General features: G+C 38.6%; 12 protein-coding genes. 1 reads left to right on the top strand and 11 read right to left on the bottom strand.

The annotated features are described in order from the left end of the window. Nucleotides 1-4: 4 nt before the first annotated feature. From ACYRYG_RS03875 to ACYRYG_RS03835, 9 genes are all read right to left on the bottom strand, one after another. Nucleotides 5-1,795 carry a DUF6057 family protein gene (locus tag ACYRYG_RS03875; protein ID WP_293429975.1) on the bottom strand — a complete coding sequence of 597 codons (1,791 nt, stop codon included), beginning with the start codon at nucleotides 1,793-1,795 and terminating at the stop codon, nucleotides 5-7. Between the two features lie 36 nt (nucleotides 1,796-1,831). Next, nucleotides 1,832-2,854 carry a glycoside hydrolase family 43 protein gene (locus tag ACYRYG_RS03870; protein ID WP_293443205.1) on the bottom strand — a complete coding sequence of 341 codons (1,023 nt, stop codon included), beginning with the start codon at nucleotides 2,852-2,854 and terminating at the stop codon, nucleotides 1,832-1,834. A 29-nt stretch (nucleotides 2,855-2,883) separates the two neighbouring features. Further along, nucleotides 2,884-4,395 carry an alpha-N-arabinofuranosidase gene (locus ACYRYG_RS03865; protein WP_460197688.1) on the bottom strand — a complete coding sequence of 504 codons (1,512 nt, stop codon included), beginning with the start codon at nucleotides 4,393-4,395 and terminating at the stop codon, nucleotides 2,884-2,886. A gap of 81 nt (nucleotides 4,396-4,476) precedes the next feature. Further along, a complete protein-coding gene (locus ACYRYG_RS03860; RefSeq protein WP_293429966.1) occupies nucleotides 4,477-5,478 on the bottom strand; it encodes a family 43 glycosylhydrolase in 1,002 nt (333 codons plus the stop codon). 97 nt (nucleotides 5,479-5,575) lie between these two features. Continuing rightward, nucleotides 5,576-7,351 (bottom strand): RagB/SusD family nutrient uptake outer membrane protein, encoded by a 1,776-nt coding sequence (locus ACYRYG_RS03855; protein WP_293429963.1) that lies wholly within the window; start codon nucleotides 7,349-7,351, stop codon nucleotides 5,576-5,578. Between the two features lie 15 nt (nucleotides 7,352-7,366). Then, the gene (locus ACYRYG_RS03850; RefSeq protein ID WP_460197687.1) at nucleotides 7,367-10,678 is read right to left on the bottom strand and encodes a SusC/RagA family TonB-linked outer membrane protein; all 3,312 of its coding nucleotides are present in this window, start codon (nucleotides 10,676-10,678) and stop codon (nucleotides 7,367-7,369) included. 53 nt (nucleotides 10,679-10,731) lie between these two features. Beyond that, the gene (locus tag ACYRYG_RS03845) at nucleotides 10,732-11,916 is read right to left on the bottom strand and encodes a purple acid phosphatase family protein (protein WP_252761981.1); all 1,185 of its coding nucleotides are present in this window, start codon (nucleotides 11,914-11,916) and stop codon (nucleotides 10,732-10,734) included. An 890-nt stretch (nucleotides 11,917-12,806) separates the two neighbouring features. Continuing rightward, on the bottom strand, nucleotides 12,807-13,742 hold the full coding sequence (locus tag ACYRYG_RS03840; protein WP_252761874.1) for a tyrosine-type recombinase/integrase: 936 nt from the start codon (nucleotides 13,740-13,742) through the stop codon (nucleotides 12,807-12,809). A gap of 131 nt (nucleotides 13,743-13,873) precedes the next feature. Beyond that, a complete protein-coding gene (locus tag ACYRYG_RS03835; RefSeq protein WP_460197686.1) occupies nucleotides 13,874-14,080 on the bottom strand; it encodes a hypothetical protein in 207 nt (68 codons plus the stop codon). Here ACYRYG_RS03835 and ACYRYG_RS03830 point away from each other — a divergent pair. Beyond that, nucleotides 14,066-14,578 (top strand): hypothetical protein, encoded by a 513-nt coding sequence (locus tag ACYRYG_RS03830; protein WP_460197685.1) that lies wholly within the window; start codon nucleotides 14,066-14,068, stop codon nucleotides 14,576-14,578. The genes ACYRYG_RS03835 and ACYRYG_RS03830 overlap by 15 nt on opposite strands. 25 nt (nucleotides 14,579-14,603) lie before the next feature. On the opposite strand, the gene ACYRYG_RS03825 is transcribed toward ACYRYG_RS03830, so the two are convergent. Continuing rightward, on the bottom strand, nucleotides 14,604-16,301 hold the full coding sequence (locus ACYRYG_RS03825) for an alpha-amylase family glycosyl hydrolase (protein WP_460197684.1): 1,698 nt from the start codon (nucleotides 16,299-16,301) through the stop codon (nucleotides 14,604-14,606). 498 nt (nucleotides 16,302-16,799) lie between these two features. After that, entirely contained in the window at nucleotides 16,800-18,512 is a 1,713-nt protein-coding gene (locus tag ACYRYG_RS03820) for a RagB/SusD family nutrient uptake outer membrane protein (RefSeq protein WP_460197682.1), read from the bottom strand. Nucleotides 18,513-18,524 lie beyond the last annotated feature (12 nt).

Here is an 18,524-nt window from a genome sequence, read left to right as displayed (position 1 = left end):
TATTCTAAAATATATTAAACAAGAAATAATACCAATAAGATCTACTAAAATCTGCATCAAGTAAAGATCTTGGGTCCTGCCCTGCATTACGAGCTTCTATATAAAGACTTTTAAAAATTTGATATTGTCTAATCGTGTTTTTTGTCACCCCATGTTGCAAGCAAAAACTCAGATCATTCTCATGAAAAGCAACTAACGCCTGTTGGAACAATTCAGGAACATGATACAGCACAGGTGTCCTATAATACCTTTGCACAAAATCATCAATTTGATTTTTATTCTTTAACAGGAGCAAATAAGCTATAGTATAATTACAGGCAACTTTATTGTAAGAATTTGCCTGAAGAATATCTTTTAAATCTTCATAAGGATCATCTTTCATCGTAAAATGATCATTACGAGGTAAATCCCGTTGCTTACTGCCAAATTCCCTATCATGTGCTACCGCTTTGTCATTATAAAGAAAACATCTCTGTTTTATTGCCCATTTTCGATAGTACCAGGTTTTCTCTAAAATAGAAATGTATTTTTCTGCTACCGCATAATTACGATAAATAAGATTCGTTTTAATCAACATTTTCAACATTGAGGGATTTCCATAACGGCAACTGACAAATGAATCAAAAGCTTTATCTTGTGCTGCCGAGATATTACCTATTCTATAATAGATATAACTTAACAAAGTAATCACTTCAGGGATCCTTCTAGCATTTCCACCAACCATTAGTGAAAAAGGATCTTGCTGGTGATAGCTAAAAAGATTCTCTATCAGTTCTCCTTTGTATGAAAGAGCAAGATTAACATAATTCATAAGTAAATAATTCCTTCTATCTTGTATAGCATCATATTCTCCAAGAATATCATTCCAATTGCCTATCACAACATCTCGTTGCAGCCTAAAAAACACATTAAACTTTGAATCTTTGCTCGAAGATAGCAAATATACACTATAACCAACATCAAAAATTAAAAGAAGAGAAGAAATTATTATCCATGTTGCTGTTCTCAATTTCCTCAGTAAATGAGTTATCCAAAGAACAGGAGGAAGTATAACAAATGCTATCCATGACATGAGCAAGCCAAAACGCGGTTTTAATAATGGTTCATAATAAAAATCGTTAGTAAAGGCAAAGCGTGTATTGACAATTATTCCTAAATGTATACATAAGAAACCAGTAATAAGAATAAGACCTACTGATATTATTTGCCAGAAGGCACTTTTCCTTTTCATTAAGAGATCATAAAATAGAATAGAAACAGAAAATGGAATTGCTACAGGTCCCGCTAAAAAGTATAAAATCAGAGAAAACAAACTCCCTATAATCACTCTCCATAAAACTGTTCTTTGCTCTGTTATCCAAGTATACAGTGCAAAAGAGACTATCATTAGCACAAATGCTACAAATCCATCATAGTTATAATAAAAGTCAGATAGTGCATTCAATTGCAAAATAACTGGCATGAAGCAGAAGGGGACAAGATATATACCTCTTGTCTCAGGGTAAAGACGGTATAATGAGTGCCATATCAACCATGTAGTTATTCCACCAAGAACTGCTGTAATTATTGGGCCAGTCCAATGGAGGCAAAAAAATTGTACAAGAAACTGACTTAGTAATAAAGATAGTCCGCCAAAAGAAAAATAGCGATCACAAAAGGAAGAATAGTCATAAATGAAAATCTGTTGCTGTTCACGATAATAAAAGAAAAATTCCTGATTAGCATTTAACAAATATACCCATAGGGTTACCATAGATACTATTAATACTACTGGCAAAAATTCTTTTATTTTCATTATTAACATTCTATTTTATAAAGAAAACTTCTGAGCTCATTTACTGTACAAATAACGAAAAGTATTAGGAATAACAGAAAAATCCCCATTCAAATATTGAAGCTGAATGATCGCTGTACGACGTGGACTTACCTGTGTAAGACTATTATGAGTATGAAACACATACCACATATTACCATTCGTATCACTAAAGATATCGCCATGTCCTGTACCATTAGCATTAATTATTGTATGATCAAGGATAGCCCCTGAATGCTTAGTCCATGGTCCCAAAGGCGAATTTGCCGTTGCATAGCCCACAGCATATTGAGGATAAGTATAATCATTAGCAGAATAAAAAAGAAAATATACTCCATCCTTTTTGATTACTGTCGGTCCTTCTGCAACAGACCAACTATTACCTTTTACATTTTCCCAACCACTAGAAGCAGATTTAATGCATAAAGTAGTAGTTTTTTCATCCAAGGAATCCATAGAATCATTCATTTGCGAAACATAAATTGCATTACGATCAATTTCTTTCACATAATACAAGTATGTTTTTCCGTTATCATCAAAAAAAACGAAGGGATCAATTTCTTGGCAATTTGCAGGAATACACGTTTTATTTACCTGAGAGAAAGGTCCTTCGGGAGAATCACTCTCAGCAATAGCTATTTGCTGAGAAGCAGTACTTAAATCTCTAGCTGCGCAGTATACTATATAATATTTACTTCGGAATTTAAAGACCTGCGGAGCCCAAAAACAAGATACACCAAAAGAAGTATTTTTAGTAAGTACATACCCCCCATCTATTTGTCCACATGGCCCTTTCCATACTTTCAAATCCTTCGATTTATAAGTAATAAAACCTTCATCAGAACTTGTACCATATAGATAATAAGTACTACTATCAACATCATGGAAGATAGTCGGATCAGCAAGATATATTGGTGAACCACTAACTATACTTGTATCTGGATTAGATGGCGAAATAATATCACTATGTCCACTGCCGCTACTACTACAAGAAAATAAAGGAAGTGAAGAAAGGATAATTAAAAGTAAGCTATTTTTCATTTTTATTGTATTATATTAACTATCAAAGATCATTTTGTTGAAATTCTTACTTGAGTAAAGGAATGTGGCTCAAAATGATAGATAAGCTCATGACCTTTAATTTTCAAGGATTGTTCTACGACCTTTACCTCTTGCCGATCCAGTGAATTCATGGATTTCGGAGAGTCCCCATTCACTGTACTGGCTGCGGCTGATCTCCCCCAGATATTACTCTGGTCAATGATGCACGTTGTTATAGCCTTATCCTTACAGCGGTTGACCACATTGATCACCATTACCTTTTTAGAAGGATCATAAGATGCAGAAACATCAAGATCAGGATGCTCCAGACCATTGGCTCTGAATGTCGGTGACAGGACAGTGGGAGAAAGTGAAATTCCAAAACAATGATTGGCAAACAACTCTAATGGGAAAAATATCGTCTGATACCAGATTCCATCCTTCGTGGTCATCATAGGCCCTAACAGATTAACCAGTTGAGCCATGTTAGCCATCTTCACGACATCCGCATGACGGACAAAGGTATTCAGAAACTGGGCCACAACCAGGGCATCTTCCATATTAAATGTATTCTTGGCTGCATTATCACCTTTAGAATTATATGAGGCATTGTATTCATCAAAAGCGATATACATCGGATGGTGCAATTTTCCCTCTATCTTAGCCTGTTCTATAAGATCTTCCGTGATCCGGATCACCTTGTCACAAAACTCCGTAGAAGCCATAAAGGCATAATAATCGTCATTCGTGTTCCCCTCATAATTATGAAGAGAGATAAAATCCGCGTGATCCGCCAAAGTATTGATAACCGTCCTGTTCCAGTTGATCCAGTCAGCCCCATAATTACTACTACCTGCCGCAATCAGCCGGATATTCTTATCCGTCCATTTCATCAGTTTGGCCGTTTCCAAGGCGATCTTACTATAATCTGCTGCGTTTTTATGACCAATCTGCCATGGTCCATCCACCTCATTTCCTAATCCCCAATAGGTAACATGATAAGGTGAAGGGTGCCCATACTTCGAACGCAGATCAGCATATTTCGTCCCTGTCGGACAATTACAGTATTCTACCCAGTGAGCCGCTTCTTCCGGAGTCCCCGTCCCCAAATTGACACAAAGATAAGGCTGGACGTCAGCTTTCCTGCACCATTTCATAAACTCATCCGTCCCAAAAGAATTATCTTCCCGGGCTCCCCATGCTAAATCAATACATACCGGTCGCTCAGCCTTTGGTCCAATACCGTCTTCCCAATGGTAGCCCGAAGCGAAATTACCTCCCGGCCAACGCACCAATGGTACATTGAGTTTATTTACACCTTCTAAGACATCAGTCCGAAACCCATCTTGATCGGAACATGAAGAAGAAGGATCATAGATACCCTGATAGACACAATGGCCTAAATGTTCTGTAAAATTACTATAAATCAATGGATCAATCTGCCCTATCGGGCGGTCAACATCAATCTTAATCGTTGCCGTCTGAGCCAGAGAAGACATACAGACTAAAAACAGCAAACTACATACCCATATTTTTTTCATGATCTTTATTTTGACAAAACATTATTAAAAGTATTTCTCTTGCACTCATAAACTATTAAAAGTATAAAATCCTTTTGTACACTACTTTTTAAAGAAAGGAATTTTATGAAAAGTGGAAGGAGAGTTATTTACTATAACAGGCCAATCATCGGCCCAATTGATTGGATCAAGCATTGCAACTCTTCCTAAATCAGATTTGCCTCTCAAATAGGAATGATAGATAATCCAATCTTGTCCCGCATCATCAGTCATAAACTCTGCATTATGTCCAGGACCAACAAATTTATTATTTCCATGCAGGAGAACATCAAAATTGCCATCAAGGAGTCTTCCGCCTTCCTTGGTCACATACGGTCCGAAAAGGCTTTTCGAGCGCCCATACACGATCTGATAAGTGCTATTATCCCCCTCGCAACAAGTTCCATTAGAACCGAAAAGATAATAATAACCATTCCGTTTATGAATATACGTAGCTTCCATAAAGTCCCCGGCTATTTTCACTTTCTGTGCTCCTTCTTTAATATGAAGGCCGTCTGGGGTAAGTTCTATTCCATAAATACCATGAAAGCTCCCCCAGAAAAGATAGTTGTGGCCATTATCCTGAATAAAAAATTCATCTATACTGTTTTGGACACCAATTTCCTCACTAGTGAACATCTTACCTAAATCATTATATGGTCCGTCAGGATATTTGGAAACACCAACACCAATACCGCATTTCCACTCTCCACCCCAGGTAGACATGGCATAATACAGGACATATTGCCCATCAATATAGTGTGCGTCAGGTGCCCATACACCTCCGTCTGGAACGAATGAAGGTCGGGATGCGAAGGCACTCCCGTCTTTTTTAGTCCAGTGGACCAGATCCGTTGAGATCCATACCGGGGTCACATGGTTGTTTTCCGTAGCAAAGAGATAGAATTTACCATCAATTTCCATGACTGTCGGATCAGGCGTGTCATAATCAATAATCGGATTATAATAATTCTGTATTGTATCCTTTGTAACACCATTATCCCCGCCTGCAGAACTTTTGGTCGAAGAGCAGGAGCAAATCAAAAAGACAAGAAGACAATACATAAAAAATCTTGAATGATTAACCATAATATTTGTTTTTAGTTAAGGCCGACCAGGAATATCCTATAAGATAAATTCCCGCCCGGCCCATTTTCAATCATTAATACCAACCTGGATTTTGCTTTAAATTAGAGTTCCGTTCAATTTCAGCCTGCGGAATCGGCCATATCTTACTATAATCGCCCATATAAGTATTCGTATACTTTTTAGAGCCCCATATTTCAGTCATACCGTTTCCATTCACGAATTTCTGTTGATGCCAGGTATCCCAGCGTAATTCCTCAAAATACATGTGATTTTCTCCTGCCAGTTCCCAAGCATACTCATTACGGATACGTTGACGGAGATCATCTTGACCAGTCACTTTCGTATATTCATTACTATTAAGAAGTGCAACACCAGCACGAGCACGTACCATATTTACATACTTGATAGCTTCATCCGTTTTACCCTGTTCATTTAGAGCTTCCGCCAAACCGAGTAAGGCTTCTGCGTATCGGAATATTGGAATATCCGTTGGACCTGTATCCTGATTAACTATTTCACTCGTCCCTTCTGCTACCCATTTACGCCAAAGATAATAAAAGCGATCATTAGTATCAGTACGTAAATCATAAGGAGCAGCATCATCATACCCTCTGTACGGCCAACGCAAAGTATAAGATATATCTGTACCTGTACACCCTCCTAAATAAGTAGAATATGGAGTGATAAAATTTTCTGTCATTCTTGGATCACGATTCTCATAAACCATTTTAATACGTGCTTCATTACCAGAATTTAAATACTTTGACATATCAACTCCCACATTTTGTTCTATTGTCTTTTCTGCATCAGTTAAACCATCACGAAGATAGAACACGATACGTTGCTTAGGAGTCATGGAAGAATAGCCCGGCAGAATATCATCAATATTGAATGCTTTTCCATTTGCACATTCATACGAATCTACGAAAGCAGGGTTGGGAATATAGTTATTCCATGAGTAACCACGACTATTACGGTTTCCGTATGTCCAACTAAAGAACTGGCCACAATCCGTATCTTCAGAATATTGATAAACGAATATAAATTCATCGTTTTTCTCATTGGCCTCTTTGAAAAGAGTCTTATAATTAGGGAACAAACTGTAACCTAAAGTCGTAATCGTTTTGAAATCCGCCTCAGCCTTAGCATAATCCTTGAGCCACATATAGGTTTTTGCACGTAACATATAAGCAGCTCCCTTTGTGATATGCCCCCAATTAGGATCACCTACAGAATGCTTGTCAGGAACATTCGGATCATTGATAACATCTGAACAATCAGAAATCACCTGTTGCCAGACCTCATTTTCTGTACTGCGGCCTTTCGTGCATTTATCCGGAGCAACCGGTTCTGTATATATTGGAACACCACGATATAAAACATTTAAACGATAATATTCATAAGCCCTAATAAACTTGCATTCCGATTGATAACGGCTTTTTTCCGCATCTGACATATCCGGAACCTTATCAACGTTTGCAATCACGTCATTAGCACGACTAATACCTTCGTAGAAGCATTGCCACCATTGTGAGAATCCCCCACTGCTTGCAGTGGCACTGCCTAATAAAATCGGGGCATTACCACTCACCCAGTTCACATCTTCATCCATGACTTCAGTATAGGCATCCCATAAAGTATACCATGGATTAGCACGATCTTCATAATACAGACGTTCATATACACCATTAAGCGCTTTCGTAGCCAGATTCTCACTTTTCCAGACACTTGCAGAACTCACCTCACCCGTCGGTACAGTATCCAAAAAATCAGAACTACACCCTGTCGGAATAGTAAATCCAGCAATAGCAAGAATGCACAGCGCTCCTTCTTTTATAATATTTTTCATATTAATATTCCTCCCTTAAAATGTTATACTTAGACCGAATGACATCGTACGTGGAATAGAATAGCCTGCACCTGCCCGCATCTCCGGATCAAGTCCCGGGAATGGAGTGATCGTCAGCAGATTCTCACCAGAAACATAGACACGAAGATTCTCCACATAAAATCTCCTGGAAATATATTTGGGTAAGGTATAGCCAAATGTCAGATTTCTCAATTTCATATAGTTGCAATTATAAAGATTGATATTACTTGCAAACGCATCACTCTGGCTGGGATTATTCATTGTCAAACGAGGATATTTAGAGGTTAAGTTCGTACGTGGATCCGTAGGATTATCGGGATCATAAAAGTAATGATCGTAGGCCTGTGTCTTAGGCAGTTCCAGACCAAAGACAACACAACTTGAATTTTGCCCTATCTCCCGCCAGAATGTTTTAAAGCCCGTTGCTCCTGCCCACGCCATAGAAATGTCAAATCCTTTCCACTCTGCATGCATTTGGATACCAAAATTCACCTTTGGATCTGGTGAACAGCCGGTAAAATCCTGATCATTGCTATCTCCATAAACGCCATCACCGTTCTTGTCGGCAAAGATGTAATCACCATACCATATCCCATTCTTTGCCACATTTCTGTTCGGCAAGAAGGTATATCCTGCTGCAATCATAGCTTTCAGCCACTTCATATCATTTTCTGTGCGAATCATACCGGTTTTGGGCCCGCCCTTAGGATCCACGGATCCATCAGACTTGAAATACTTGCCACTTCCGGAATAGGTCTGATAAAGATAGAATTCATTGAGCTGGTGACCTTTGAGAAGTCGGTTGTTTCCCCCTGTTGAGACATCACCTATATTCGAATAATAATAAGAGTTACCATTTGCGTCTGTCTTCCATCCGCGTACCAGATTACCCTTATATTTGGTTACACGGTTTCTGTTGAACGAAATATTACCACTTACTCCATAATAGAAATCTCGAATATGATCATTCCATCCAACCGTCATCTCCAAGCCTTTATTATCAATAGATGCAAGATTTTGCAAAGGCGCATTTTTCTCTCCCAACGTCAGGAAAATCGACGGACGGTACAGTATGCCACTGGTTAGCTTGTCATAATAGTCCACAGTACCCGTCAGCCGATTACCCAGCACCCCAAAATCCAGGCCCAGATCATAAGTAGTTGTCTTCTCCCAGGAAATATCCTCATTAGGCAAAGTAGCATCATAAAGACGCCCCACTTTGTTCCCGTTCATGATTGTATAAGCATAGTCATACACACTTTGATATGCATACTCATCCACTGCACTGTTGCCTAATTTACCCACAGATGCACGGATTTTCAAATTATCGAATACGTGTAAAAAAGAATTCTGCGCAAAATTCTCTTCTGAAATTCTCCAGGCTGCGGAAGCTGACGGGAAGAATCCCCACCGGTGATCCTTGGAAAATCTTGAAGAACCATCATATCGAAAGTCGCCTTCAAAAAGATATTTGGAATCGTATGCATAATTGACACGGCCGAAATAAGAACGGAACGTATTTTCATCCTGACCGCCCTTGATATATTTCATGTTAGTCACCAGAGAAAGATCTGTCAAGGAAGGGTCGATGATTCCCTCTTTCTCCACATCAGTAGAATTATTATGATATTTCCCCTCCTCGAATCCGGCTAAGGCACTGACGTCATGTTTTCCGAAAGAATGTGCCCAATTCAAAGTATTAGTCCATTTCCAGTTATAGTAGCCATGATTGTACATATACACGTCATCTGTGTTCAGATCTCCGGCACTACCGACGTATTGTTTACGGCTAAAACTGTATGTGTTTTGCCCTACCCAAGAATACTTATGTTGCTCTTCAAAATAATCATACCCAAAAATCGTCTTAAAAGTAAAATCATTAAGAAATTTAACTTGTGCATGCGTTGTTGTATAAAAATGGTTATGTTTATAATAAGCATCACCACTACCATTCAAATCTAGCAATGCATTACCTGCTGCTGGATCTTCCTCCGTAGCTTCTATCCCTCCATACTTACCATCATAATACGGATAGATTCCCGGGACAGTTTTAAGAAATCCCCAAGAAGTCAAATTATCTACATCATTACGATCCTGGTCATCATGGAAGCCCCACACATGAGCACCTACCTGAAGCCAATTCGTAATATCTGTATTGATATTAACATTTAGATTATACTTCTTTACTCCAGAGTTAACGATCATTCCCGGATTATCCAAATAGGTGCCAGTAATATTGAAATCTGTATGGCCTGCATTGCCTAAGACTGATACAGAATGTTCCTGCATCATCTTCGTCTTATAAATCCAGTCATACCAATTCGTATTCGGATAAGCCACATAGTTAGGATACCCGGAATCTGCAATGCCATTCGGATTTTTTTCTGCTGCACGCCATTTTGCAATTGTTTCATTAGAATAGATACTCGAAATGCCAACATTGATAGCAGCTTCATTAACAAAGCCCATATAATCTGCATAATCACTGATAAATTTCACAAGTCTTGTCGGAGAGTTCCATGAAAGTTTCATATTGTAAGTAATACGAGTTTGATCCTTGTTCCCCATTTTAGTGGTTACCAGAATCACTCCATTAGCACCACGATTACCATAAATGGCACAGGATGCAGCATCCTTCAAGATCGAGATACTCGCAATATTATTGACATCAACGTCAGATAAACTCATTTCCATTCCATCAACGAGGACAAGAGGGCCTGATGAATTGATCGTTCCGATACCACGGACATTCATACCGAAATTTTCACTGTTTGGTTTTCCGGAACTCTGCAGGACCTCCAGTCCGGCACTCGCACCTTCAAGGGCAGCTGCTGCAGATGTAATCGGACGGGAAAGAGTTTCCTTATCGAAAGTTACTGAAGAAACAGATCCCGTAAGATTCACTTTTTTCTGAGAGCCATAACCAACAACTACTACTTCATCCAGATTTTTCGAATTTTCTTTCATCACAATAGAGAGATTGGCCTGCCCATTAACCTTTATATTCTGAGAATTATAACCAATATAAGAAATATTTAGAATAGAATTATTTACTGCAGTAATAGAAAATTTCCCGTCCAAGTCTGTTACGGTCCCTTGAGATGAGCCCTCTAACTTAACTGTAGCACCTACAATAGGCTCACCTTTTTGGTCAATTACTACTCCTCGAATGATCTTAGAAGAGGATTGTTGAAGAATTTTTTCAGGATTCCTATCAGACTTTCCATAGGAATAAATGGATTGGGTTAATAGCATTATCACTGATAATGCTATCGTTAAAATCTTAGGCAAATTATCGTTTCGCATTTGATTATTATTTGTTAATTGTTTAGATGATATTGATTTATTGAAAGAAATGATTAATTTCTTTTTACATAAATAGATTTATTGAAAATTTCATGTCCTTTTATGTCAACAATCTGCAACTTTAGTTCATCATTATTTACTTCACCGAAAAGACAGGAGTTATTAGAATTGACCAGAATAGGGAAATGTATAGAATTTGAAGATGGAGTATAACGAAATCTATGGAGGTGACCACAAAGCATTATGTCTATCCCCACCTTATTGAGAATAGGTACAAATTTGTTTCTTACCTCTATTTCTCCATGCCAGGCACTTGGACTGATGGCCGGTGGAATATGGCCGATGACTACATGGAAACGGGCTTGACGATATTCTGCAGATTGGACAACTTTCTCAAGCCAGTTTGCTTCTTCAGTACGATATTGATCAAAGTTATTAAAACCATAATATTCTATATCATCATCGGGCTTATCTTCTCCTGTATCTAATGCAATAAAAAATATTGGTCCTTGTCGCCATGTAAAGTAAAGATGAGGTTGCCGTGGGCAAAAATATTCTTGAAATTTCTCTGCATACTTGCCACGTGTCTCGTGGTTGCCACGTACATAATATAAAGGCTTTTCTTGAGCAAAGAGTCTGACTGCTGTGTCCAAAAATCCTTTATATATTACGGAATCATTAGGAAAAGAATTTATCATGTCACCATTGAAAATGATCATATCTTTATCTTTATAATTTGCATAATTCAGCAAAGGCTCCATGATGTTAGCACGTTCATGCACATCATTTAGAATAGCAAAAGATGTCTCCGGTTTATTTTGGTCACAGGTCGTAAAAGTTAACGGCTTTTCCGTGAAAACATTCGTCGCGGCAATGTCTCCATATCGGCCACCGAAATCTTTATGAGCGAAAACTTCCTTGGCATAAACCCGGTAGCGATAAGTCGTACCAGACGTTAGCCCTGTCAACCGAACTGAATGTATACAAGATGTACGTTTGATTCCAATTGTTGTATCATAAAATTTCTGCCTGCTAATAGCATAAAAATTAGTACTGTCATTTGGAGCAAGTTCAACCCATCCGATGGAAGGTTTGTCTGAAATCCATACAATAGTAGCCTCTCTTTCATAGACATTTTGCAAATATGGACCATGGGATATTGTTATTGCTGATCCTAAAATAGTATAAAAGCTTACTAAAATAGTAATAAGAAAACAATTAATTTGATATTGTTTCATTTTTTGACAATTATGGAAATAGGAGAATTTTTTTATCGTGTTATTTTAAAGTTGATATATTTCATACTGCAACATTAGATAGATATTAAATTAATTTTTCAGGTAAGAGTATGGTCATCCATCTTTTTAACGACCATAATTTACTTATCAAACAGTTTATTCCCTGCGGACAGACAACTATATTCTCTATATTTCAAAGTTAGAATGACCGTCCGCATTTTTCTTATAACAATTACGAGATATTAGATTTCTTCTATTTTAAAAAAATTACCTCCTTTCTATTGATTATTCAATTCTTTACTCATGGATGAAATCAACTTAGTCTGTTCCCAATAGATTTCCTTACGAATAGGATTAAAGTATGGTTTCCTGTCCTTTAAGTATAACCTATATAGAGTCTCTGATCCGATATTGGCCGTCTTGAGCAAATTCAATTATATGGTTTTACAGATATAGGCACGATCTATAAAGATGCTACTGTCACGGTATTTCTATTATTAACTTAAGAAGTGTTTAATATCATGGGCCTAACTCCTTCTAAAAAAAGGGATGCATAACTCCACCTGACTAATGTACTGCGTGAAATATCAAAGTAAATTACTTATCAAGTAACACGTAAAAATCCTGATTAAGCGCTATATTTCCTCTTTTTTTAAAAAAAGAAAACAGAATCCGAAAATATAAATACAATAGAAATATTTATAATATCTGTACATGAACATACTCAATACATCAGTTATTTGTCCATGCAGATGTTTTATTTTGTCTATGATTATTAAGTTAAAATATGTAAAATAAAAAGGCCTTTTCAAATATATCAATTATCTTTGTAGTCGAAAATTACGTGTTACTTGATAAGTAACAATATCTTTATCCTTAAAACTTTATCGTTATTGATGGGTATATCTGTACACTCTACGGTTTACCATTGCAAGTTCATTATCGTCAAAGGCGGAAAGATATATCTGAGTCGTCTTGATGGATTTATGACCGAGCAACTCGCTGATCATCTCTACTGGAGCTCCCGTTTTCTTAGCTGCCGTGGCCCAGGAATGACGCAGCGTATAGGATGAAACGTCTTCCTTGATTCCCAGTTTCCTGCCCAGTTTCTTGAGATGGGCATTATAACGGCGAAGAGCGGACTGATATTCCATATAGCCTTTACTGCTCCGGAAGCTATGAGAACAACTGAACAGGTGCAACAAGCCGGAATCTTTCCGCCCGTCTGTCCTCCCAGTATTCCTTCGCAGCCAGGACAAAGTCTGGAGAGCAGGCCTGAGGAGGCGGACCCTTACCGTAGTGCCCGTCTTCATCCGGTGATATTCGAGCGTTCCATCAGAAATGTCAGACTTGCGGATATGTGTAAGGTCCACGAAGGGCATTCCGCACAACTCATAAGAAAGGCGGGCGGTGTACTGCGTCCGCCGTAAGTCCTCCGTGCCCGGGTCCTTGAACAGTAAGGTCCGGAGATCCTCTCTTGGCAATGCTTTCTTATGCCTGATGTCTACACCGGTATAGACATCGTGAAAGAGGCCACGGACATACCGAGCATAGCCATGATCCACACCCTTGTTGTAGAGGCTCCGGAGCATACGGAGGTAAGTGGATATTGTATTCGGGGACTTCCCTCGATCCGTCAGCCACTGCTCATAGGATTTAAGGTTATCACGGTTGATCTCCGGGAAGGATACCGATGGGGAACTGAGGAAGATCGTATAGGAATGGAGGGCATTCTTATACAGGCGGGCCGTAGCGTAGCGGCCATTCTGTTCTGAATGGATAATACACTGAGTAGTAAATGATGAGAATGTGATAGTAGATTCCATAGAATAAAACTTAAATGAATTAATAGGATGCAAATTTAACGTTTTATCCTGACATTCTCTCCAGTGACAGCCTCCGGGAATACCTAATTAGGAATATTAAACAACTCACCTGTGTACATTATATAGGTATTTTAAGTTTCGGAAAAAGCCCAGGGGAAAAGTCCGGGAATGTATGGAATACATGCAGGCCCCGCCTTAGAAGGAATATCAACACGGCCCTTGAAATCTTCGGAAGGGTTGACAGCAACTACTTCTTCACGCTTAAGCCGCGTGACCGCAGCCTGTTCTTCACCACGATAAAGATGTGGAAACAGCAGAAGGAAATGTTTGTCAATCATGTCTATGTATGCAAGGACCGGATCATCAGCCTGTACCAGCCCTTCGTAAGACCGATAGTCAAGGGCAAGGCAAAGACAGAGTTCGGGGCAAAGATAGGCGTAAGCGTTGTGAAGGGATACACCTTTATCGACCACCATAGCTGGGATGCCTATAATGAATGCGACGATCTCGTGCTTCATCTGAGAGCATATAAGAAAAGGTTCGGAAATCTTCCTGCCAAGGTGGAAGCGGACAAGATCTACATGAACAGACGGAACCGTCAGATTCTCCGTCTGCTTAGAATAGAAATAGGCGGGAAACCTTTAGGCAGGCCGTCAAAGGAGCAGAACACGAAAGAATATCACGACCTTATGGCACGGAACGTCGGTGAAAGGAATGAAGTGGAGGCAGTCTTTGGAACGGGCAAGCAGATATACAGGGCAAAACGCGCTGATACGGAAGCTTTATGGGTTCGCGCATGCTACTTCGTGAAAAATATAGAGGATGTGTCACTTTGACACACCCTCAACGTTCTATCCAAACTTACTTTACCTGATATATTCCATAAGAGATGGCAGGTGAAGTTATTTTTAGAGTTTTATCTTTTTCTTCCAATTGTGTTTGAGGGCTTACCAGTAATGGAATAATAGAATGAAAATTCGTAGGATAAGGAATACACAAGGTTTGTGCCTTAGCCGAAGGATTTATTATAACTATAATATGTTCATCGCCAGAAAATCGTTCGTATACCAAAGGGTAGACCCCTTTTTCTGAAAGAAGAAAACGGATGTTTGCATTCGGCTTTAAAGCAGAATGGGTCTTTTTAAGATTGACTATTTGTTTGACGAAAGATAGTAGGGAAGAGGGGTCTTTTTCTTCATTTGAAACCGTCGGTATGCATGCTTCTCTATCAATGGGTAAATAAAGTTTAGAAGCATCTGCAGTTGAAAAACCAGCATTCTTCGAATTGTTCCATTGCATCGGGGTACGTGATCCTGCTCGATTGATTACAGTTTGACTACCTTCAACAACAGGTAATCCCCAAATATATCGCATCCCTATTTCGTCTCCGTAATAAATGAGAGGAACTGTTGGAAGTGTAAATAGAAATACGAACGGAAGTTTCAACTGCCCATAAGTATCCCGCGGTCCTACATGCATGCGTTGTCGATCGTGGTTTCCTGTTGGGGTACAAATATATCCTTTCGTACCGATATCGTGAAGATACTTCACTAAATTGTTTGTGTAAATAGTTGGATCACCATTACCTCTCAAGTCAAAATAGCAATTATCTATGATTTTATTACCTTCGAAATTAAAAAACATTTGGTTAAATCCAGTACTTCGCGTCGGTAACATAAAATCCATCGTAAATCCGGCTTTAATAGAAAGATTTGGTTTCCCCCATTCAGAAAGAAGTATTCCATTCGGATATTTCTTTTGTAGTTTATAACGGATTTCGTTCCAAAGTTTATCCGTTTCTATATATTCAGGATCATTTTTAATAAGGGAAGGCGCCATATCAACTCTAAAACCGTCTGCACCACGACTCATCCAAAAGTCTATTATTTTAAATAATTCCTGCCGATTACGAAGAGGACCTTCTGCTGTTACAGGTTGCTCCCACGGATGATTGGGATCAGGTTTCCCAAAGCCATAGTTCAAAGCCGGCTGAGAAGCGAAGAAATTACGCATATAACAACCGGGGCGTTCATAGTTGTTGCTTACAAACTTATTATTCGGTTTAATCGAATCTGCAGGAGTCCATATATAGCGATCCGAATATTCGTTATGTTCTTTTTTCGCCGATTGCTTAAACCACTCACAATCTAGCGACGTATGTCCCGGAACCAAATCCAAACAGACACGTATCCCCCTCTTATGAGCTTCCTTGAATAATCTGACCAGATCATCATTAGTTCCATATCGTGGAGCTACCAAATAATAGTTACGAATATCATAACCGGCATCATTAAAAGGAGAATCGAAAAGAGGATTCAACCATAGAGCATTTACCCCAAGCGACTTTACATAATCCAGTTTTTGTATGATACCTTTTATATCACCTATTCCATCGCCGTCGGTATCATAATAGCTCTGAGGGTATATTTCATAAAACACGGCATCGTTCAACCAAGCTGGCGGAAGCAATCCGGTTACCTTTTCCTGCGCAAAAGCAGCATTCACGTGAAAACAAACTGCCAAAAGCAACAGCGCGATTTTCTTTATTATTTTATTCATTTAAGTTATTTGTTAAATCTGCTTTCAAAAGCACCAATGACTTTTGACAACATATTATATCATTTTTTATATTGAAAAAATCTATTTTATCACAAAATCTATTGATGCATCATAGAAAGCCATTTTTCTACTTCACTATGATCTTGTGCAATTAGAGTCAATTTCTCCACAGATTACCGAACGGCATCCATCATAGTTTTTCTCGACAGGGGCAATATGCTAGGACTTTTGCATTCAGTGCAGTCTTTACATCTATATATTCTATCACCTATCATTGCCACTTCTTCTACGCATAAATTAAACTATTCTATGATGCAGTAAAGCTTATGCGGATCCGGTTTTCCAATAATCACATCGGACCTACGATCTGTAGCATACGCTAAACACAAAATAAGAAGTTTTTCTCCTATTTGTTAAATGGATACAAATATAAAGCAAACAACTATAATATAAAACAAATCGAACTATGAGCTCACTTTTTAAAGTGGGCTCAAGTTATTAGTTGTTTCCATCATAGCCGAGATTTTGCTTTAAAAGAGGATTTGCCGAAATGGCAGAATTCGGAAGAGGAAAACGATTTTTGTTTTCATCATTATCTGCTTTGTGGTCCCACCATGTACCCTTGGTAAATTCTCCCCAGCGAATTAAGTCAGTACGACGCCTTCCTGGACCTTCTCCAAGAAATTCTATCATCCATTCATCCAACATGCGAAATTCATCCAAATTGGCAGCAGTAACTGGGTTGGAATCCACTCCATTCTTGAAATTACGTGCCCTAACCTGATTGATCAATTTGGCAGCCCCTTGTTTGTCGCCGGCTCTCAACTTACATTCAGCTAACATATAGTATATTTCTGTGAGGCGGATTACAGGGCAATCGGGATTATAACGGAGATTGATGTCAGTCTCATCTGGTTGTGGGGCTTTTACTAGTCTAATCCCAGAATTTTCCTCACCATCTGCCATAGTGGATGGAAGCTGGTCTATTGAAGCATATTTTTTACCCGAACCAACATCTGAAAAATGAGCAACTTGATCGACTAAAGTTATGACTTTTCCTTTATACTCTTTCTGTCCTATACAAGAACCATATTTACTTGTCTGTTTCCCCACTAAAAACATACCGGTATATTTACCGTTACCTTCGTATTCATAAGGTTGTTTGCGTAAATCAGTATCCTCAAATTTAGAATATGGGCATCCTAACTTATCATTATAGTTCTCTCCCTGCGGATTTAAGGAAGGAGATAACATAAAACCATTATACCCTTTTGTCTCAGAACCAAAATATTTATAACTATTCATGTGATAGAAATACTGAAAATACCAGTCCCATTGCATCTTTACATATTCTGACGGTACATTCCAGATGGCTTCCGGTGATTTATCATTATCAAATCCATGAGGTCCCCACCAAGTAGAATCTAATTGGTATGTACCATATTTACCATTGATAATATCCTGACAAATGGTAGCACATTCGGCAAAATGGTCCTCCTTAACATAAGCTTCAGCATTAAAATACAAACGTGCCAGCAGAGCTGCAGCTGCAGCCTGTTTTATATAACCGTCCTCGGATTGCCCCAATTTCTTCTTAGGATACAGCTTAGGAATTGAATTCTTCAGAAGTCCCTCAATATAAGTAAAAGTCTCCTTATCCGTACTTCTTGCCTTTAACGGATCATCACTCCTGTTGTAAATAGGAAGTCCTCCGAAATAATCCAAACCACTTAAATAAAAGTAAGCTTGGAGAGCATCCAACTGAGCCAAATGATCAGCCTTGACAGAATCTGATAATCCAATTTTCTTGTAGTCTACATTTTCCAAATCTTCCCGTGCTGCTAGAATCTTGGAGATTCCTTGACCCCATCCATTATAAGTATTAACAATAAAGCGATCCTCTGCAGACCAAGTATGATAATGCAACCGAAAATATTCGCCCCCGTTATACCAATCGGCTCCTCGTTGAGGACATACCATTTCATCTGTCGTCAATTCTTGCAAATACCAGCGATCAGCACCTATATACCATTTCCAATGTGTAAAAGGGCGAGCCAATATTTCATACGCACTCTTCGGTGAAGTAAAAAAATTATCAGGGGTAACTTCCGAATAAAATTTCTCATCCAGGTTACAACTGGTAAATAATATGAGACTGGTCAGAATTCCTAGTAATAAATTCTGTTTTTTATAATGATATATACAATTCATACTTATTTATTT

The organism is Segatella asaccharophila (assembly GCF_054687055.1).
This window is presented reverse-complemented; position numbering and strand designations above follow the sequence as displayed.

Coding starts and splice junctions, on each gene's coding strand:
- ACYRYG_RS03875 (WP_293429975.1), bottom strand. CDS start 1,795: ATGAAAATAAAAGAATTTTTGCCAGTAGTATTAATAGTATCTATGGTA.
- ACYRYG_RS03870 (WP_293443205.1), bottom strand. CDS start 2,854: ATGAAAAATAGCTTACTTTTAATTATCCTTTCTTCACTTCCTTTATTT.
- ACYRYG_RS03865 (WP_460197688.1), bottom strand. CDS start 4,395: ATGAAAAAAATATGGGTATGTAGTTTGCTGTTTTTAGTCTGTATGTCT.
- ACYRYG_RS03860 (WP_293429966.1), bottom strand. CDS start 5,478: ATGTATTGTCTTCTTGTCTTTTTGATTTGCTCCTGCTCTTCGACCAAA.
- ACYRYG_RS03855 (WP_293429963.1), bottom strand. CDS start 7,351: ATGAAAAATATTATAAAAGAAGGAGCGCTGTGCATTCTTGCTATTGCT.
- ACYRYG_RS03850 (WP_460197687.1), bottom strand. CDS start 10,678: ATGCGAAACGATAATTTGCCTAAGATTTTAACGATAGCATTATCAGTG.
- ACYRYG_RS03845 (WP_252761981.1), bottom strand. CDS start 11,916: ATGAAACAATATCAAATTAATTGTTTTCTTATTACTATTTTAGTAAGC.
- ACYRYG_RS03840 (WP_252761874.1), bottom strand. CDS start 13,742: ATGGAATCTACTATCACATTCTCATCATTTACTACTCAGTGTATTATC.
- ACYRYG_RS03830 (WP_460197685.1), top strand. CDS start 14,066: ATGTTTGTCAATCATGTCTATGTATGCAAGGACCGGATCATCAGCCTG.
- ACYRYG_RS03835 (WP_460197686.1), bottom strand. CDS start 14,080: ATGATTGACAAACATTTCCTTCTGCTGTTTCCACATCTTTATCGTGGT.
- ACYRYG_RS03825 (WP_460197684.1), bottom strand. CDS start 16,301: ATGAATAAAATAATAAAGAAAATCGCGCTGTTGCTTTTGGCAGTTTGT.
- ACYRYG_RS03820 (WP_460197682.1), bottom strand. CDS start 18,512: ATGAATTGTATATATCATTATAAAAAACAGAATTTATTACTAGGAATT.